Annotated in this window: 8 protein-coding genes; 1 reads left to right on the top strand and 7 read right to left on the bottom strand. The window is 32.7% G+C overall.

Annotation, left to right across the window (positions count from 1 at the left end; genetic code table 11):
• Window positions 1-99 precede the first annotated feature (99 nt).
• Together ACHUE4_RS13580 and ACHUE4_RS13585 are read right to left on the bottom strand one after the other, a co-directional pair.
• A complete protein-coding gene (locus ACHUE4_RS13580) occupies window positions 100-4,917 on the bottom strand; it encodes a DEAD/DEAH box helicase (RefSeq protein WP_394190937.1) in 4,818 nt (1,605 codons plus the stop codon).
• On the bottom strand, window positions 4,880-8,209 hold the full coding sequence (locus tag ACHUE4_RS13585; RefSeq protein WP_394190939.1) for a hypothetical protein: 3,330 nt from the start codon (window positions 8,207-8,209) through the stop codon (window positions 4,880-4,882). The genes ACHUE4_RS13580 and ACHUE4_RS13585 overlap by 38 nt, the downstream gene beginning before the upstream one ends.
• Window positions 8,210-8,739: 530 nt before the next feature.
• Here ACHUE4_RS13585 and ACHUE4_RS13590 point away from each other — a divergent pair.
• Window positions 8,740-9,381: a GIY-YIG nuclease family protein gene (locus ACHUE4_RS13590; protein WP_394190941.1), complete on the top strand. Its 642-nt coding sequence runs from the start codon at window positions 8,740-8,742 to the stop codon at window positions 9,379-9,381.
• Between the two features lie 187 nt (window positions 9,382-9,568).
• Here the strand turns inward: ACHUE4_RS13590 and ACHUE4_RS13595 are convergent, their stop codons facing one another.
• From ACHUE4_RS13595 to ACHUE4_RS13615, 5 genes are all read right to left on the bottom strand, one after another.
• Window positions 9,569-9,835: a hypothetical protein gene (locus tag ACHUE4_RS13595; RefSeq protein ID WP_394190943.1), complete on the bottom strand. Its 267-nt coding sequence runs from the start codon at window positions 9,833-9,835 to the stop codon at window positions 9,569-9,571.
• 214 nt (window positions 9,836-10,049) lie between these two features.
• Window positions 10,050-11,321, bottom strand: a complete 1,272-nt coding sequence (locus ACHUE4_RS13600; protein ID WP_394190945.1) for an McrC family protein — start codon at window positions 11,319-11,321, stop codon at window positions 10,050-10,052.
• Window positions 11,311-13,332 (bottom strand): AAA family ATPase, encoded by a 2,022-nt coding sequence (locus tag ACHUE4_RS13605; protein ID WP_394191018.1) that lies wholly within the window; start codon window positions 13,330-13,332, stop codon window positions 11,311-11,313. Before ACHUE4_RS13605 ends, ACHUE4_RS13600 begins: the two co-directional genes overlap by 11 nt.
• A 530-nt stretch (window positions 13,333-13,862) precedes the next feature.
• On the bottom strand, window positions 13,863-14,813 hold the full coding sequence (locus ACHUE4_RS13610) for a DNA/RNA non-specific endonuclease (protein WP_394190947.1): 951 nt from the start codon (window positions 14,811-14,813) through the stop codon (window positions 13,863-13,865).
• A gap of 229 nt (window positions 14,814-15,042) precedes the next feature.
• Window positions 15,043-17,766 carry an AAA domain-containing protein gene (locus ACHUE4_RS13615; RefSeq protein WP_394190949.1) on the bottom strand — a complete coding sequence of 908 codons (2,724 nt, stop codon included), beginning with the start codon at window positions 17,764-17,766 and terminating at the stop codon, window positions 15,043-15,045.
• Window positions 17,767-18,374: the final 608 nt, after the last annotated feature.

An 18,374-nucleotide genomic window follows, 5' to 3' on the forward strand; every position in this document is an offset into this window, starting at 1 on the left:
TCTGTTGTTCTTTTGAATCTTCAATAGTTGCACTTGATTTAATCTGTTTAACATGAATTATTCTCAGATGTGGATACGTAATTCGACGGTACTTTGTTTTTATTTCACATAATTTATTAAATATTCTTCTACAATCCCTCTAGACAATATATCGTGACAATATTGATTTGAGTAATCCTTTAAACAACCATAACAACTTGTTTCTTTACCACATTGGCATGACGAAACTAGTTCTTTAGCTGATATTATTACTTTATCAAGTTGTCCATATACTTCATGCATATAACCCGCCCCACCAGGTACCTTGTCAAACAGAACAAGCGTCGGTGTAGCTAAATGATTGTACCGGACGCACCCATCAATATCACGTCGGTTTATTCCGAGAGAAATGCTGATTCCATTTAAAAGAGCATAAAGCAGTGAATCCCATGCATCTGCGGAGACAGAACTGTTTTTAAATTCAATTTCTAAAATATCGCTGATGAATTCATGGCCCAAGTGGACCATTCTCTTTTCAATCGTACCTTCACAATTCTTATTCATTTGATTTTTATGTTTGCCGTCCTTCGTTAACATCATGGATCCACATAGCGTACAAATACTGTATCCTCTTCCACTTCTTCCTTTACTAATAACAGATAGTTTTCCAAACGAAGAGTATTTAATACGAATTTCATTAGATTTCATACTAAATATATGTTCTTTTTCCATCGCCTGTTGATGTTCTCTAATCGCGGGTTCCTCAGAGTAAAAGTATTCTGAAAAGAACACTCGAGATCGATTTTCTCTCCCTGGCTTTCTGTCGCTTGCTTTTTCTAGACGTTTTGCTGTAAATCCAAATTTCGGAATAATCATTTTGTAAACCTCGTTTATTTCTTCACAAACTTCACATTTTGCTGTTAGACTACGATGATTTGGATTAATTCGCTCAATGACCTTGTACGATTTACAATTTTTACAATCTATATAGAAAAGTGTCGGCACCTCCAAACCTTTAACTTTTCGAATTCCAGTACTTTCATAAATAGTGCCGTTAGCTACAATTTGAGATCCTGGTGCATATTCACCTATCGCTATAGAAAGATCCCTACTTAATCTTATATCGTTTTTTTCTGCTTCTGTAATTATCATTTCAACTACATCTACTGGGAACCCATACTTAGGAATAAGGTTTGCAGTGGATAAGAAGCTGATTAAACCTTCACTTTGAATACGATTTAATACTCGATTTAATTTATCCGTGTTTCTACCTTTTTTAAAATCTTCTACTTTAATTTTTTGAAGTTCCTCAATATCTTGGTAATAAAGTTTAGATACTTTTTTTAATAGAGCCGTCTCTTTTAACATTAATTCTTCTTTCCATGCTTTCATTTCAGGGTGCTTAATGATTTCTTCATAATTAGGTAATACCTTTTTGATTGATTGCTCTAAATCATATGATATTTCATTCATGAACTTATCTAATAGTTTTGGACCTGATTTCAGTGTCATAGAATCTAAGAAAAAATCTGATACTTTACCAAATAAGCTATCATTTTCTCTGAAGAATTTTGATAAGACTAATGAGTTTAAGTGCCTCTTTACAATTTTAGGGTTATCCATTTTAAGTACCGGTGGCTTTATTATTCCAGCGATAATATTACCTGGATCTTGATAATAAGTTAAATCGTGAGACTTCCGTTGGGCAAAAGTTAAAACGAAAGCAACAGATGCTTTCCGTCTACCCGCTCGACCTGCTCTTTGAATATAATTAGAAGTCTCTGGTGGAACGTTTCTTAGAAAAACTGCTTCTAGACCGCCAACGTCTACTCCCATTTCAAATGTTGTAGAGCAACTTAATACATTAATTTCACCATTAACAAACTGCTCTTGATAATGCGAAGCATTTTGTGGAGATAACTGTGCAGTATGTTCTTTAACACTCATTTTTACCGGTATGATACGTTTATATTGATTAATATAATGAGATTTCAAGTCATGTTTTTCAATCAACTTTAATTGCCCATAGCAACCATTGGTCATACAAACATCTTTTACATTATATGAAGTAATTGATTTACAATCGCTACATTGAAAAAGAGGTTTATCTCTACGGACACGCCAGTTGGAATGTAACATTAAATTATTTCCATTTTTACTTTTAAAGAAGCTTTCATAAAAACGTTGTGAATTTATCAAATCCCAGATTACACTTAACGTTTGGTTAGCCATATGAGCAGCATTTTCTAGTGATAATCCTTTTCTTAAAAAAACTTTCTTCAAATAATCGAGTCTTATATTGGATTGCTTAGGCATCCATGCACTTACATAACCTTTTTTATCCGTACCTTCTTTATTTAACGAGTTTTCATAATTTACCGGCTTCATACGGTCAGAATTGTATTTACTTCTTTCTAAGTGAGTAACCGCATTTTTATGTCGGACTGTACTTAGAAGAACTTGTAAGATATTTTGAAATTCGCTTCCACTTTCAAAGTCTAGTTTATTAGCAATTGCATCTAAATTTATCTTCATTAATTCTGGTAAATCTAGTTCATAAGATATTAAACCTGTACCCTCAAGTGATATACGCACATTTCCTTTAATGAATTCTGACATTACATACTCTTCTGCAATTGTTTTACGTTCTTCCTTATCCATAAATGGGGTGTATACTTCCCATTTTAACGCTTCACTATAAGCATCTGCAGCCCATGTTTTTAAACTAATCGACTCAACATTATCATATTTCTCAAGAGTTCTATATAAAATGGAACGCCATAAATCTCGTTCATATGTATATTCTAAGTAAGGTGCAAAAAATGCAGCTTCTTGACGAGAATCAGAAAAGACAAGTAGTTTCTGAGCTTCATACTTATGTTCAAGCATTTGTTGTTGCGTATTTTGTTTTAAAGTATCTTGGAATAAATCACCAAAAAGATCATTTAGAGGCTTCACATTTTCATTCTTTATTGTTTTGCGTGAATCAATAACTAATTGTTGATATAGAGAAGTGGTTAAGACCGCTGCCGGACCGTCACTTCCAGTTAGAAATAGTTTAATTGGGTTATATTTCTTTTTCCCGCAGTGATTACAACTGGAATGACCCGAAAGTTTCATTTCTTCTTTAATAAGTGTTATTAAATTGATGTTCTTCTCTTCTCTTTCCTTACAACAAACTGAAGTATCTTCTCCTTTACTCCAAATGGTGGCACAACATTGGCACATTTTAAATGTCTCTTTGTCCTCTTCAGTTAGTTCCTCTTCGTCTTCATCTACCGCTAATTCATATTCATTATCTTTAATCATATATGTTGTGTAATTGATTAATCCATCCGATTGATTAGACTGTTTTCTTTGAATCAGCTTATTATTGTCTTCTTCTCCTATTAAGTGAACTTGTCCACAATTTGAACAAACACCCATTTCAAAATATGGATGGTTGGTTTTTTCATCCACTTTTTTTGCTTGTAGAGATACTTTATAGGTAGGATATAATCTTAAGTAACATCCTTCTATTGCACGAACGAAAACATGATAACGTGCAGGTAAAAGAGGCTCTTGTGAATCATTTGGCGAAGTTTTTCCTGCAACACTTACAAGATTAATTAATCCTTTTTGAATTTCCTCTTCATTAATATCGGCATACTTAGCTTGAATTGCCATTAGCCTAGAAAGTAAGTTTTGCAATTCTTGGGGCTTTGTTTTCAACAAATCTCGTAAGTCAAATAGATTTTCGTCTCCACTTAAAAACTCATATAGAAAAGTAGTTGTTTTCAAATCTTTTCCGAGCCACTTTTCAATATTCGTTACACCATATTCCTCAAGTTTATAAATATCCTCTTCAGATAACATATCTTCTTCAGAGAGTTCTAGTAAGTAGGAATATATGGACCAAGAAGGACGATGTAACACTTGATGTTCTTCTCGGTAGTCGATTCGTTGCGATTCGATTAAGTCATTTTCATGCTCTGATTTATATTGGAACGGCTCGTCAAATATATTTTGTGCGAAGTTTAATACCTTTTGTTTCGAGTCTGATCCAGAACCCAAAGTAGCACTTGTGGCTATACATTGTAAACTACCATTAAAAGGACGATTCTTCAGTACACGATCTTTCAATCGACGTAAAAGCATTCCAATTTCTATTCCACTTGCACCATTATAGGAGTGAGCTTCATCCAATACGATAGAATTCCAATTATTAGAATATTGACCATCAAAAAAAGCAGTATCTGTTGGTCTTAAAAGTAAATACTCTAACATTGCGTAGTTAGTAACCAAGATATGAGGAGGATTTTCCCTCATTTCATTTCTTGATAGTAATTCATTAGGTAATCGTTTAACCCCCGGATTTTGTTGATTGTATTTATTTAATGCATTTGAATCCAATTGTTCAGTTTCTCCTGTATAACGTCCAAAGGTAATTTGAGGTGTATCCTTTAAAAGAGAACGTAATCTTTTAACTTGGTCATTTGCCAAAGCATTCATTGGATAAATAAATAATGCACGTACACCAGGTGTAAGTGTACCTTTTTCATATTCACTAAATAAATTATTCAAAATAGGCATCATAAAGGACTCCGTTTTACCACTACCTGTCCCTGTAGCAACAATAAAATTCTTTTTCTCTTTTGCTTTTCTAATAGCACGTTCTTGGTGAGCATATAGCGGTCTATTTGATGGCATTTCTTCTTGATTTAAAGTTAGAAAATATTTTGATAGTATGCCTTCTGAAACCAGTTCCTGAATTGACATTCCTTTTTTATAAGGTGCAGTGACCTCTAAAAACGGACCTTTTGATAAAAGGTTTTCTGCTTTAAGTTCTTTTTGGAAAGCATCTTCAATTATATGGTTATTAATTGGAAAAGTAGTTGCTAAGTAATCACGATAGTCGGAATCAATTTGATTTTTTCCATGCAAAGGATGTATGCTCATATTTTGATTTCCTTTCCTGTTGCTCTTGAATTTCTTGGTTATCACTTAATAATTTATTCTTCCAATAAACGAGGTCATGAAGATACCAATTTTCTTCAATTTCAAATAAATTAGGTATAATCTGCTTAATATCAAATAATGAAGTTGATTCCATTTTACTTTCATGATCTATTATGAGCGCACTTGAAAGAGCAGCCAAACCAATATAATACGGGAAATTATATAATTCATTTGCTACAGAGAATTTGCGTTTGTTCAATTGTGCATTATTTTCTTTTGTAATAACTCCACTTTTTGTAAAATCACTATGAATATCTTCAAATTTTCGTTTGAATTGTTTAAAAAAACTCGCCACATCTCTTCTATAGTCCTTATCGAAATCTACTTTCTCAAACAAAGCTAAATACTCATGTTTAATACTGAAGTCACTTATACATTGCTCAGACTTTTTAGTTCGTTGATAGCTAAGTGCCCTTTCTCGTCGAGACATCTTTTCGATTAAGATTAAATTATCTGGAGCATAGACGACTTTGTTTCCCTGTGGAACAAGTCTATATTTCACTGCCGTTTTAAATGAATCTGAATCCCAGTCATGGTATCCAGAAATTTTATTAATAAAGGTGATAAAAGACTTATCTTCGTTAGAATGGAATATACTAAGTAATTGATCAATATTCTGCACGCCAAAGTCACAGCATGAGTAGTAGTTTTCTAACAATAGAGGCAATGATATTAATTCATGCTTCCATAAATGTCTTAAAAGCGCTTCTAATTCATTTCTTCCCCATTCTCTTTCATCCCCGTATTCATCTTGTAATAAGAGCCATTCAGTGAAGGATGGGAGCTTATTATAGTAATCTACTTTAATTAGTTTGTTATGTTTATTTAACGAAACTGGAAATTTAACCTCATCTAAAAAAGAAAAAATATCGTCTTCTTCATATTCTGCTAATTCAAAAATATAGTAACCTTCTTTTAATTCTTTCATGTCCACGTTTAGAGAATCTAAAGAATTATCCACTTTCTTCTCTAAAAAGAGATTATTTTCGACACGAAAAGACCATATTCGTGCGGTTAACTGCTCGGGTTGGAAAGAACAATTCCATGACAATTGATTATTCGTCAATGATGGAGTATGTACTGTTTCTAAAATCCACTCTGTCTCAACAGTTACAACTTTTTCCAATATATCTAACTCTGGAATCGATAAAGCAATTGTTCGTTTGCTAGCAGTACCATGTAAATTTTGAAAAAAATCTAATTCTAATACATGTTTTCTTCCTTTTCTACAATTAAATGTTTTTGATGCATACTCACCAGTTTTTAATTTCTCTTTGAGAATTACCATTAGTGTATTCTTATCTTTAAATAAAGATGGATTTTCCAAATCTAGTAAAATAGTGGTTTTATTAAAATCAAAATGTGTTGTTTCTACTGTTAGTCCCATGGGTTTGGTCTCATTTTGCATCCGTATTTCATAAGAGATTAAATTGGTATAAAGTATTAACTCTATTCTTTCATTTGAAATTTTATTTAATAAATTTCCATTTACGTATTGAGGATGTGTAGGTATAGAAAACGATTTAATTAGATCATTTCTTGTCTCAACTTCTAAAATCGTTGGAATAGTAAAATCATAGGATTCAGAAGTAGTAACATACATCTGCGTCCCATTATTTATCGAGAAATTAAAATCATTTTCTGATAAATAGATGAATTCAATTGATTCGTCAAATCCTAATACTCCAGTTAAACTAAGTGAGTATTTTCCAGAGACTTCCCCCATTTCATAAAATAAATCAGATAAATTAATGCTTATACCATTTGTTGAAGTACAATTTATTTCATTAATATTTTTTCGTAGAGTCTTTTTTGTATAAGTATGACTAAGTCGGATATTCCACTTTGATAAGTCTTTACTAATTGACTGAATATCAGCATCAATATTTACAAATGGTTGATTAATATAAATAGTAGTATCAGATTTCACGTTATCAAATAATTCACCATTTATAGTCATCAAACTTCGAAGTGGATTTAATAATACTGTATTGGTCTCAAATTCTAGTGAATCTATTTCAGTAATAAACAAGTCGATTTCATAGAAACCTAACCAGTATCCACTTAGAGGTCTCACTATGTATTTATTAATTCCTTTATCAATAATGTTAAAAGCTTGTTCGTTAACGATTAGTAATACATTAGGAATAGTTATGAAATTTTTATTTATTTGATTGTAGGTTTTAACATCAAACACAACTTTTTCATCGAGATAGAAAGCCCATTCACCATCAATTTTTCCATCAATAATTAAATTTACTGTATAATCACTTAAAGGTTTTACAGGGTGCTCTCCGTTTTTTCGATCAACAATGAATTCTACTTCCCCGGACTCCGGAGAAGAATATTTTTTTGTAACTACATGAAAATCTGTATCTTTAGAAAATATTCTCCACTCTATACTTGATGGTTCGTTTTTCCCAAATCGTTGGATAGGAAGTTTTATAAAAACATTTTGGAACTCTGGAGAATAACTTAAGATTGGTCGAGCTATTCTAAAATGTTTTGAACTTGTTCCAGATAAAGCTTTTTGGTTCGCGTAACCTTCAAACTCTTCCAAAATATGATCTGGTAAATATGATCTGTATTTTTCTGTAAATGGTCGGTCATTTTCTTTCCATACTTCAAGGCAACGTGAAAGTAAGTTATTTGAAACTAAATTATCTAAACGGATAAAGTCTTTTACACTTTTATATAGTCCATATGTTTTTACTATTGAACCATCATTTCTCCCCTTTTTAACAGACTCAATAATTTCTTCAACATTGAGATCATAAATTGCCGCGGGTTCAATTACATTTTTTATAAGTTCATGTATGTTATTTTTAGGAATGCCTGCATGACCTAAAATATTCTCCACATACTTTTGAGCACTGTTTTCACCAAATATCACCACAGACTCAAATTTAAGTTGTCGAAGAAAATACACCTTCCAATCATGATCTTTTATTAAAGAAATCTCATTTTTGAACTTACCCCAAAAATTCCCATCATAATTATAGATTGCATAATTCACAGTTATGACCAAGCACGTCTTTGGTGCGTTTTGCCATAAGACTCCCACTATTTTAGATTGTTTTTTTGCATCATACCGTTCTAATATCTTTTTGAAGTTTCCCAAGATTGTAAGATAATCTTTGTAAGTTATTTTAACCTCACTTAAAATCTGGATTTCCTGAAAAAGTATTTTCATTTTTCGTTCAGTTTTTATCAGATACTCCTCAATCCCCATCTAAGAACCCCCCTTAATTTGTACTGTTATGAATATTTTACCATGCAAGAAAGTGAAATAGACTTAAAATTGAGAAATTAAAAAAATCTATCACTTTTTTCTTTGTAGTAATAAATTTTTGTTAATAAAAAAATCAAAATGGTTCCTGGTGAAATAAACACAATAATCAAAGCTTTAACATTCGTGTTTGTTTATCATGGACGTAGTTTAAAGATTAATAAAGGAGAGACCCTCGGATAATTATGCACAGCATTTAATTGTTTACCGTTTCCTTGTCGCTTAAGACTAAACCTGACTCCACTATAATCTTATAAATGAAAAAACGAACTGCGACATGGTCACAGCTCGTTTTTATTTTCCTATAGACAAATCCTGCGGTAGCTTTGCGACTCAACTTGCAATTTAAGCTGCTCATGGAGTTCTTATACCTTTTCAAAACCCCTACTTTTATTTCCTCAAACACCAAATGGATTACCAATTTATTCTCATTTTTACTAGTAGTATATTGTCTGATGTAGGAGGTTATCTAAATGCTTAAAAATTTAATAAATAAAATAATGTCAAACAACTCCTCTGATCAAACAGAAACTATTCCTTCACATTTCCAAACACAGAAAATCTATCTTTTTGAATCTAATCAAAAAGAGTTAGAGGATATTATTAGTTTCCCAATGACTAAAGGGGTGGCTCCTGGATATGTTTATTTCGTTCAAGAGTATATGAATGGGACATTTAAAATCGGAAAAACCAAACATGTAGAAAAACGCATGAATCTTTTTGGAGTAAAATTACCTTTTGAAAATAAACTCATCTATCTAATACAAACTGCGAATTACCATCAAACACAAGTTGCATTTCATAATCATTTTTCCGATAAACGATTAGAAGGCGAGTGGTTTGCATTAACCAAGGAAGATATCTCTTGGATTAGGTCTGGAAAATATACACATGACATTAAACAAACGCTCACTCCTCTTGAAGAAGAGAATGAAGAGATTGCAACTAATAATGACACTAATGATGAAAAACCATTAACAATGAAACAAATTGAATTTGCAAAAACATTGATTCAGAAATTAGATAATGAATATATACTTAATATTAGCCCTTCCTCTTTAACACAAACAGATTTAAAAAGGTTAAGCGTTTACTTTAGATTTAAAAATAAGTGAGCCTTAACAAATTTGATCAAAAGCGGTGTGTTAAAAGCCAAATAAGCTACAAAAAGAATCCGTCCTCAGTTTAACTTGGAGGCAGATTTTTATTTAATAACACTATTATCTAAAATATTAAAGACGAGCTCCGATTTATCAGGGCTCGTCTCTAATTTTTTATACTAAATAACTATGTTTAGTGTTCTCAAATACTCTCATTAATCTTCGTATTAGATTTTGCATATTCGCCTTCTTCAACACCTAATTCGAGAAGAACTTCATTTAGTTTATTGTATAGATTCGGATTTCCTCTAACAGAGGTAGGATTATCGTTGATACTTGTAAGCTTACCATTAATTTCAAAAGCGATTCGGCTGGTGTGTCGGAATATACGAAGTCCATCTATTATTGCTGACTTTTCATTGAGGTAAGTCGCCTTAAACCTACCGTTTTGGATTGTCTTTTTTTCCACAACTTCACATCCTTAATTTATCTTCTCAGAACTCAACTCTATTCACATAAGCTTCCTTTACCAATTAAATCTACTACATTATCAAGTATCGAAAAATTTCATTTTTAATTGTTCTTATCAAAGAGGTCTTTTCTTCTATTTTTGTTATCACCTAATCCGTAAGTCTGATTAAAATCGAAATGTGATTTCCTTATCCATCGATGACTCTATAATTTCAAGTATCCAAAAGAAGATTAAGCGCCGTTCGCTTTAACCCTGCTTTATTTCTTAGTTTTATATCTTCTAATACTTGATCGATTGATACACTTTTTAAAAAGAGACAACCAGAATGAACAGCATGTTTATTCAGTTCAATCTTATTTGAGGTTATATGCTCTATGCCTTTAAATACCGGATATACGATTGTTGCTTTATAGATATCAGCTTTTTGAAAGTATTGCGCATAAAATGCAAGTTGAAAAATATCTGATGTTATGACTTTTTTAAAGTCATATGCCTTATATTTTGTATCAATCACATATGTTCTTTCGAGGCGTTCATCTCTAACAATAATATCGGGTATTACATCTCGGTAACGTAGACCATCAAGTAACACTGCATTTGTTATTCGCTGTCCTTCTGTGACCCGAAAATGCGGAGGCAAATATCTCTTTAAAACTGCTCCTACAAATCTTTCAAACAGTTCATTCATATCTACCAAAAAAGCAAAGTGATTATTATCAGATGCAGTATAGTTCTGTAAAAAAAGTTTCTCGAAAATAAACCGGCCAAAGGTGTGCACAACCCTATAATTATCATTTAATCGGTTGTAGGAAAGTTCAGGCCATTTTCTTTCCTCATATGGAACACAAATACTCGAAAATTGAATTTGCAACATATAAATGCGATGTTTCAGGTAAGATTCTAAGGGTAATTTATCAAGCAGTGTTAAGACTTTTAAAATTAGTTGATTTTCCACTATATCTTGAGTCAATTCGTCGAATTCACAATAGATATTGTTAGGTAGATTATAATTATGCAGCGCATTCTTTCTAAGTGAAACCTTTCCCCGCACTTGTTTTAAGTTTCCAGAGTGCTCCACGTAGTCTTTTTTTAAACCTTTTTTCAAAAGGTTTTCTGTTTCATTTAAAAACTTTGAAATGAGCATTCTAAACAGTTCACTTTTCTCCATACTTCCCCTTGTTTCTACCTCTGACCAAAAGGGTCTCCCATTTGCAAAAAGAGCCATGTTGATTACTTCAGTAAATGTATCATCAAACTTAGGTTGAATAATGATTCTTAAACGTTCTAATTCAATTAATCCGACAAAGCTTGTCGTTCTAATTCGCAACCCATCCTTCAATTCATCAAAATAAAACCGCTGTTCCCATGGGGTGTTTTTATGTATGGTTGCATAGTGTCGCAAATAAGACCTGTCTATTTCGCTACACTCATATCCCATAATAAGTCGTTCATTGTATTCCTGTATCTTTATCTCATCTTTCATCATCATTCACCTGGAAATGACTTTCAAGGGCTTCAATAAAAGCTGCATCATGATCACTAAAAATTTCACCATTGATTTCCTGATTGTGTACATCAACAAAACTCTCACCAAATATCTCTGCAAGCATTGAGTAATTATCAAAACAATACTCTTGGACAAGTGGAACTATATCGTACTGAAAAATATCTTTTAATTGGTCTACAGTCGAAACAACCGTTCCACCATCCATAAAATACGCATGACCAATTTGCAAATCACGACCTTGTACCTCAACTATCTTTTTATTTAGCTCTTTTAGAATCTGTGCAGGTGTAATATTTAGCATGTCTATTGGTGCATCCAGCAAATCATATTCAGGCATGCACTCTACAAAGGCAAAACGGCGTTTAATCGCAGCATCCATCATTTTAATACTACGGTCAGCTGTATTCATTGTCGCTATTAAATAAACATTTTTCGGAACGCTGAATGGATCTTTACTTTGAGGTAGCGTCAAAGCCATCCCTCGTTTATCTTTTTCTAACAGTGTGATGAGTTCGCCAAAAATCTTCGGTACGTTTCCACGATTTAATTCATCAATTATGAAGTAAAATGACTCACTTGGTGATTGTTGAGCACGCTGGATAAATTGTTTAAATACACCATCTTGCATCTTAAAAGAAACGGTCCCATTTTGTTCAACTGGTTTGAATCCCTCAATAAAGTCTTCATATTGATAGGAAGGATGGAATGTACAAAATTCAAGTTGAATTGGTTTTTGTTCCTCTTTCCATCTTAAATATTGAAGTACTGTATAAGTTTTCCCTGTACCTGGAGGACCATATAGAATAATTTGACCTTTTCGTGCTATAGCCTTCTCGATTATAGGAAACAATGTATTATTGTTTTCAATCTTCTCAGTTTGAATAGTTATTATAGAATTTGTCTCGCCTTCAATCCAGCCATCAACCGTTTTTACAGGAACCTTATCGACTGTGACCGTTTTCCACTTTTTCTGTGCAGGTATTGTTAAACCACCTTCATATATGGTATCCCACGTTACCCCAACTGTATGTTGATATCTCTGTAAATCTGTACCATACTTATATCCTTTTTCATTAACAGTACCGATTGCCAAAACTTGAGTTGTTCCTTTGTTCGCTAGGACACGGTCACCAGGCTGTAAATTATAGAAATCCCAGACCTCATTTGCTTTCCTTGTATTTGTGGAAGCATTGTCGTAAAAACCTTGCTGAATAAATGCTTTTTTAAATTCCTTGAAGTCATTATACTGACTTAAATCTCCGACATCATTCCATCCGAGTGTGATGATAGAATTTTCTTTACAAGAATCCCAATTTTCAGCATCTTTACCTGGTGCAATTTTATAAATAACGTCTTGCTGCATAAATGTAGTATAAAGAAAATTAGCTAGCACGATTTCATCGTATTGCTTAAATTCAGAGTGCTCATATAGTTTCTCATGTAATAATATACTCAGTTCGATTGTGTCACGTGTTATCAGCTCATCTTCTTTAGTACCGAGCTCACTTAAAAACTTTTTGAGGTGTTGTTCTTGATAAATAGGCATTAGTTTATCTGAGGAATATAGGTAGGAAATTTTACCTTTTAACATGTTTCCACGATTTAATAAATTTGTGGAAACAAGTGGTTCATAGTCTCTTTTGTTTAAATGATCGATAGTTTCTAATATATCACTGCGTAGTCTCTCCCAAGCATCTTGCTCATTTTCAAATTCAGGTGGATAAATCCATGTATTCTCTTTCTTTTTATAGTAGATAATATGTTTCCCCGCATTACCACCCTTAATACTTCCTAAAGGGATTGTGTTATATTCTAGCCACCAACTGAATGACCCTTGTGGATTTACCCCTAGTGCGTACTCTTCAAGTGGCATATTCTTTAACTTTTCATATGGAAATAAATTTAAAAACTCCTGATGCAGTTCCTTCTTCTTAATCAAACTATCTAACCCTAGATTTGCTATGTATTTTTCAAATAATTCAATCACATTTTTCAAATAAACATCTCCTTAAAATAACTGGATTTTATTACATATTACTAAAGTTTCCTGAAATACTCTTAATTACTCTTTAACAGTTCGTCAATTTAATGATTACAAGGTATTGTGAACGTAAATCATTAATTTCGCGTTGTTGAATGAAAAGATAGGATTACTTTTCTGATCGCTATACTTAACTCATCACGTGTCATTGACTTGATATTTATAAATCTGTTTTTATCCATCTGATTATGAAACTCTGGTAAGTAACCTACAAACAAATACCCATTCCCCGTTAAATAAAGTTCTTTTATTACTTTTTTTCTTTTTATGGGACTACCCGGATAGGAATAACTTACTCGATTTTTCGTGCATTCCCGGATCATCTAAATCTTGGTGAGAAATAAATATATTTTTACAGTACAAATTTTATAGATGATATGACCATTAACTTCAGTTGTTCTGTATAGACATCCATTTGCAAATTGTTATAAATCGTTTAACGAGGAAAATGTTCTTTCGCTATTAATTCTAGGAGCTTACTCACCTACCATACCGTCATTATCATTATCGCGCATGAAAGGATATAACCAATGATCACTCATTATTGGCATACTGAAACCTGCTGCTTTTGCTTCTTTAATCGTCACCTGTCCATTACCGTTTGTATCAACACTAGAAATATCACCGTTTGTGTTTGAACTAGTTGATTCAGAAGGCTCAGTACTTGTTAAACCAAGAGATGCGTTTACTTCATCAGGGTTCACATTGTAAAATGTATCAACGATTTCGTTACCCATTAAAGTATAGGTATACTGATAACGTGAAGGAATCTGCGTTTCCGTATTCGGATATGTAATAATTGCTTCAAAATTAGTAGCTCCACCTGTACTACGGATCACGTCTTCCATATAAGCTTGATCACCATGTCGGTTGAGTGTACTATCTTGTGGTGTAATATTATAAGCATTCGATACCCCTCCGAGAGAATCAGCAATGATATGTCCTTCATCTAAAACGTCACTTACGACACCAGGAACCTTTGCCTCATCAGAATAGTATCTGCCAGATGATAATACAGGTTCGTTACTATCATCTTGTAGAATGATTTCATCAGCAATGACACGTACTAGTTGTCCGTATTCATTAGTAAATGCCCAATATTCACGGTTCCCATAACCAATGTCAACGGCAACGTTAGGTTCACGATATCCAGACAAATCACCACCAGCAACTTCAATAAGTTTGTACCCTGAGAATAATTCATTCTTGGGTTCGGTTGTTGTTTCCTCTACTACGACATCTACTTCTTGTTCCTCGACAACCGTAGTGATAGTTTCTTCTTTATCTTTATTATTATTTGTACCAACTGTAGTTACTTCTTGCGGTTTTAATTCTACATTTTTAATGGAATTATCTCCTGTATTGGTACAACCAACCATCAATACAGTTATTAAAAGAAAGATTAAATAGTTCATTTTCTTATGCATTTTAAAACTCCTCGTATCTTAATTTCATATTGTTCACTCTAAAATCTTAGAATATACACAAAGATTAATGTTGTTAATCTTTTGTTAATAGTACATTCCAAACTACTTAGAATTACTAAAATTCAATTTTAGTAAAACACTATTTAGTAGAATGAAAAAATGTTATTACCTACTCGAGACTTGGCTACTGATAATTCTTCAAATAGAGATTACTCTTTTAATAGTAAATTCAATTTTGAATAATTGTTTTCAATTTTTCTTCTATTAATTCCCTTTCATTACTGCCAGTAGTGCTTAAACGGATGATAGGTAATTTATACTTCGCTAAAATAGCATCTTTCATCCGATCACGCTCTGCTTGTCGTGTGCCTTCTTTATGATAAGAATAACCATCTACTTCAACGATGAGGACCGGTGTTTTATCTATTTTGTTAAACATGACAAAGTCCAAATGTGTCCAGGAATTTTCTACATACTTTCTTTCTTCTTGCGTCAAAATTGTTCGCTCCTTAATTAACATTCTTAAGGGAGGGTGATTGCTAATAGAAAGGAAAGAAAACTCCTTGTTTTTAATAATGTCATCTAACAATTTTGCGGTTAAATTTTCGGAATCATATGTTGAAACTTTCTTTTGTTTTGCTAAGAGTACTTTACGCTCTTTTTCAAGTGAACGGTATAGATAATCAAATATAGAATAAAGTTCACTATGACGTACTTCGAAATTGTTATATCGAATATAGCGGATTAAATCACCTATATATGTTCCAGCCCATGTTTCGCTTCCATCAGCAGTGACCACAATCAATTGGTTTACGGCACGGGAAATAGCCACATTTATTAAATGTGCGTCATCAGCAAAATCATTGGCTTTTAATGTATTGACTACGGTCGAAAGAATGATAATATTTTTTTCTCTTCCTTGAAATTTATGAACAGTATCTGCTTCAAGTGAATATATCTGCTCCAACTGTTTCAATTTATTAGCTTGCTCACGAAATGGTGAAATAATGCCAATGGACATGTTTTTTTGATTATTATGAATCTGTGGAAGAATTTCAGTAGAAATAACCTCGATTTGTCTTTGATTGAACGTGCCCCGAGCATGGTTACCTTTTCCTGTCTTCACCACTAGAAGTGTATCTGTGGAGGGAAGCTGTTCTGTTAAAATAATTAACTCATTGTTATAAAAACGTTGGTTACAAAATTCAATAATCTGCGGATGGCTTCGATAATGCTCTCTTAAGAGAGTGACGGGTGCGTCAACAAAGACATTTCGAATAGACTGTAACAAACTGTTTTCAGAATAACGAAAAGCAGATGATATTTGAAAGCTGTGAAATACTGCGTCTGTTTTTTCTTTCAATTCTTGTGTAACAACATTAGGTAGTTGTTTTTGATCCCCTACAATGACAGTTCTTTTTGCAGCAGAAAGAGCAAGTGCTCCTGAAACTAAATCCACTTGGGATGATTCATCAATTAATACATAATCAAACAAGAAGTCTCGTCCAGATGATTGTTTAAGTGAATGGGTTGTGCTTGTAACAATCGGATATTCCTTCACTAGTGAAGAAAAGTTCTTCCACAAGACATCTTTTGTAAATGCTGGTCTTTCAGATCTACCTGAATATACTTCATATAACTTTGCATGCAAAAGTTGCATCGATAAAGCACTATATTCATCCATTTTTTCTTTGAATTGATACCCACTTAACTGGTTCTCAATTTTAGTAATACTTACCTTTAATTCCTTCATGCGACTTAAATAGAATTGTTGTTGCAACAGTAACCGTGTTGTTGATGACCTCAAATCAACCTTTTTAGAGTGGAAGAGTTTATATTTAAAATAAAAGATGATCCTTCTCCATATGCTTAAATTGCTATCAACTGGTAACTGATCAATGGCATTCAATAATCGTAAAGTTTGATTTGATGTTAATTTTTGAAGAGACAAAAAAATTGAAACATCTGGTTTTTCATCGTTCAAAAGGTCATCAAAATATTGATATTCACGTTCAACCGTTTCTAATTCCTGGCTGAGCTTCGCTTTCGTGTTTCGAAGTTCTAACATCTGGTTTAACATGTGTTGCATAGATGCCAAATTTGTTTTAAGGTGCTGGATTTCCTCAGACTTTCTCTTCCAAGTTGTCATATCTGGATAATTTTCAATCTTGTTAAAGAAGGCAGTTTGCTTTTGTTGATTGCCAAGAGTAGCAACAAGAAAATGCAATTCGTATTTCTGAAGTTTCTCTACTACATTGTCTGTAGCCGAATTGTTATTCGATACTACAGCAACACTTTGATTAAAAACTATCGCATTCGCGATGATGTTCAAGATGGTTTGAGTTTTCCCAGTGCCAGGAGGACCTTCAATTATGCTTATATGATTTGTAAATGCATGTTCTACAGCCATCTTTTGGCTTAAGTTAAAGCTAAATGGATAAATGTAGTTTTGGGCATGTTCAATTTTTTGAGGAGAATGTTTTTTCAAGTAGTGAGCAAGAACACTTTTAGGATGAATAAATTGCAGGCGTTCATATTGTTTTTCCAAGAAAGACTTCTCGATTTCATTGGGGGTATCTATTACAGTAGAGAGCATTTTAAGATAGGAAAAAGTATTTGCGACAACCGGCTTTTGTAATTCCGATTCTATTATTTGAATTGAATGACTTAGACATACCTTTTTGTAGCCTGATTTGAAGAGAATGCGTGAATGAGAGCCAAACTGTAAGAGGATAACTGCACCATCCATCAGTTCCCCACATACAAATACTTGTGAAGTGCTAACAGTCTGCACGTTTGGTTGACGTAGCCATTTCACATTTTCCCTATTATATGAAAAAGTTTTATTGTTTTCAAAGGTTACATTAATCTTTTGTAGGTTAGATTGGATATTCCGAACAGATTCAGTTTGATCTTGTCCTTTTATTAAAACTAAATTTTCGTTGGGATTCATACTAAACCTCCAAATGCTAATGAGCGCCTATTGTTATTGATGGTAATAATGGTAACATTAGTAAGTTCTAAAACCAATTGGTAAGAGTCCCAGCGTACCCCTGCTGAATTTTCTACTAAGTCATATTATGTAACACTTTGAATAATTGATTGGTGAGTAGAAATTTGAATGCAATGGAAGATCTAATTAATATAGGCTTAGGCGGTTTGCAATAATTTTAGCTATATATAGAAAAAACTTATTAAATACTTAAAAATCACGGGGGATTTAAATAATATGGTAAAAAAATCACTGTCGATTAATGATATGAAACAATCTGCTGCTGAAAGAGGGGGGTTGGGGCTAAGCCCCTTTATTTCCACAGATTTGATCATAAACAGACCTTCTTTTATAAATTTTACCATTTCTGTTTTATAAGTATATCTTTTTATTATTTAAAATAAGTATCGATAAGATGGTTTATCGCAACTTAAAAATCTCCTTGACGAATTTGAATGTTATTTTTATTCATTAATTTGAGGGATAAACAATGGTAAAATTCGAATCTTAATGAGAAATAGTTTATGTAATAAGTTTTGACATAAAAATGAAACAAAAAAGAAGGAGAA

The sequence above is a fragment of the Paenisporosarcina quisquiliarum genome (assembly GCF_043641925.1).
GTDB lineage: Bacteria > Bacillota > Bacilli > Bacillales_A > Planococcaceae > Paenisporosarcina > Paenisporosarcina quisquiliarum_A.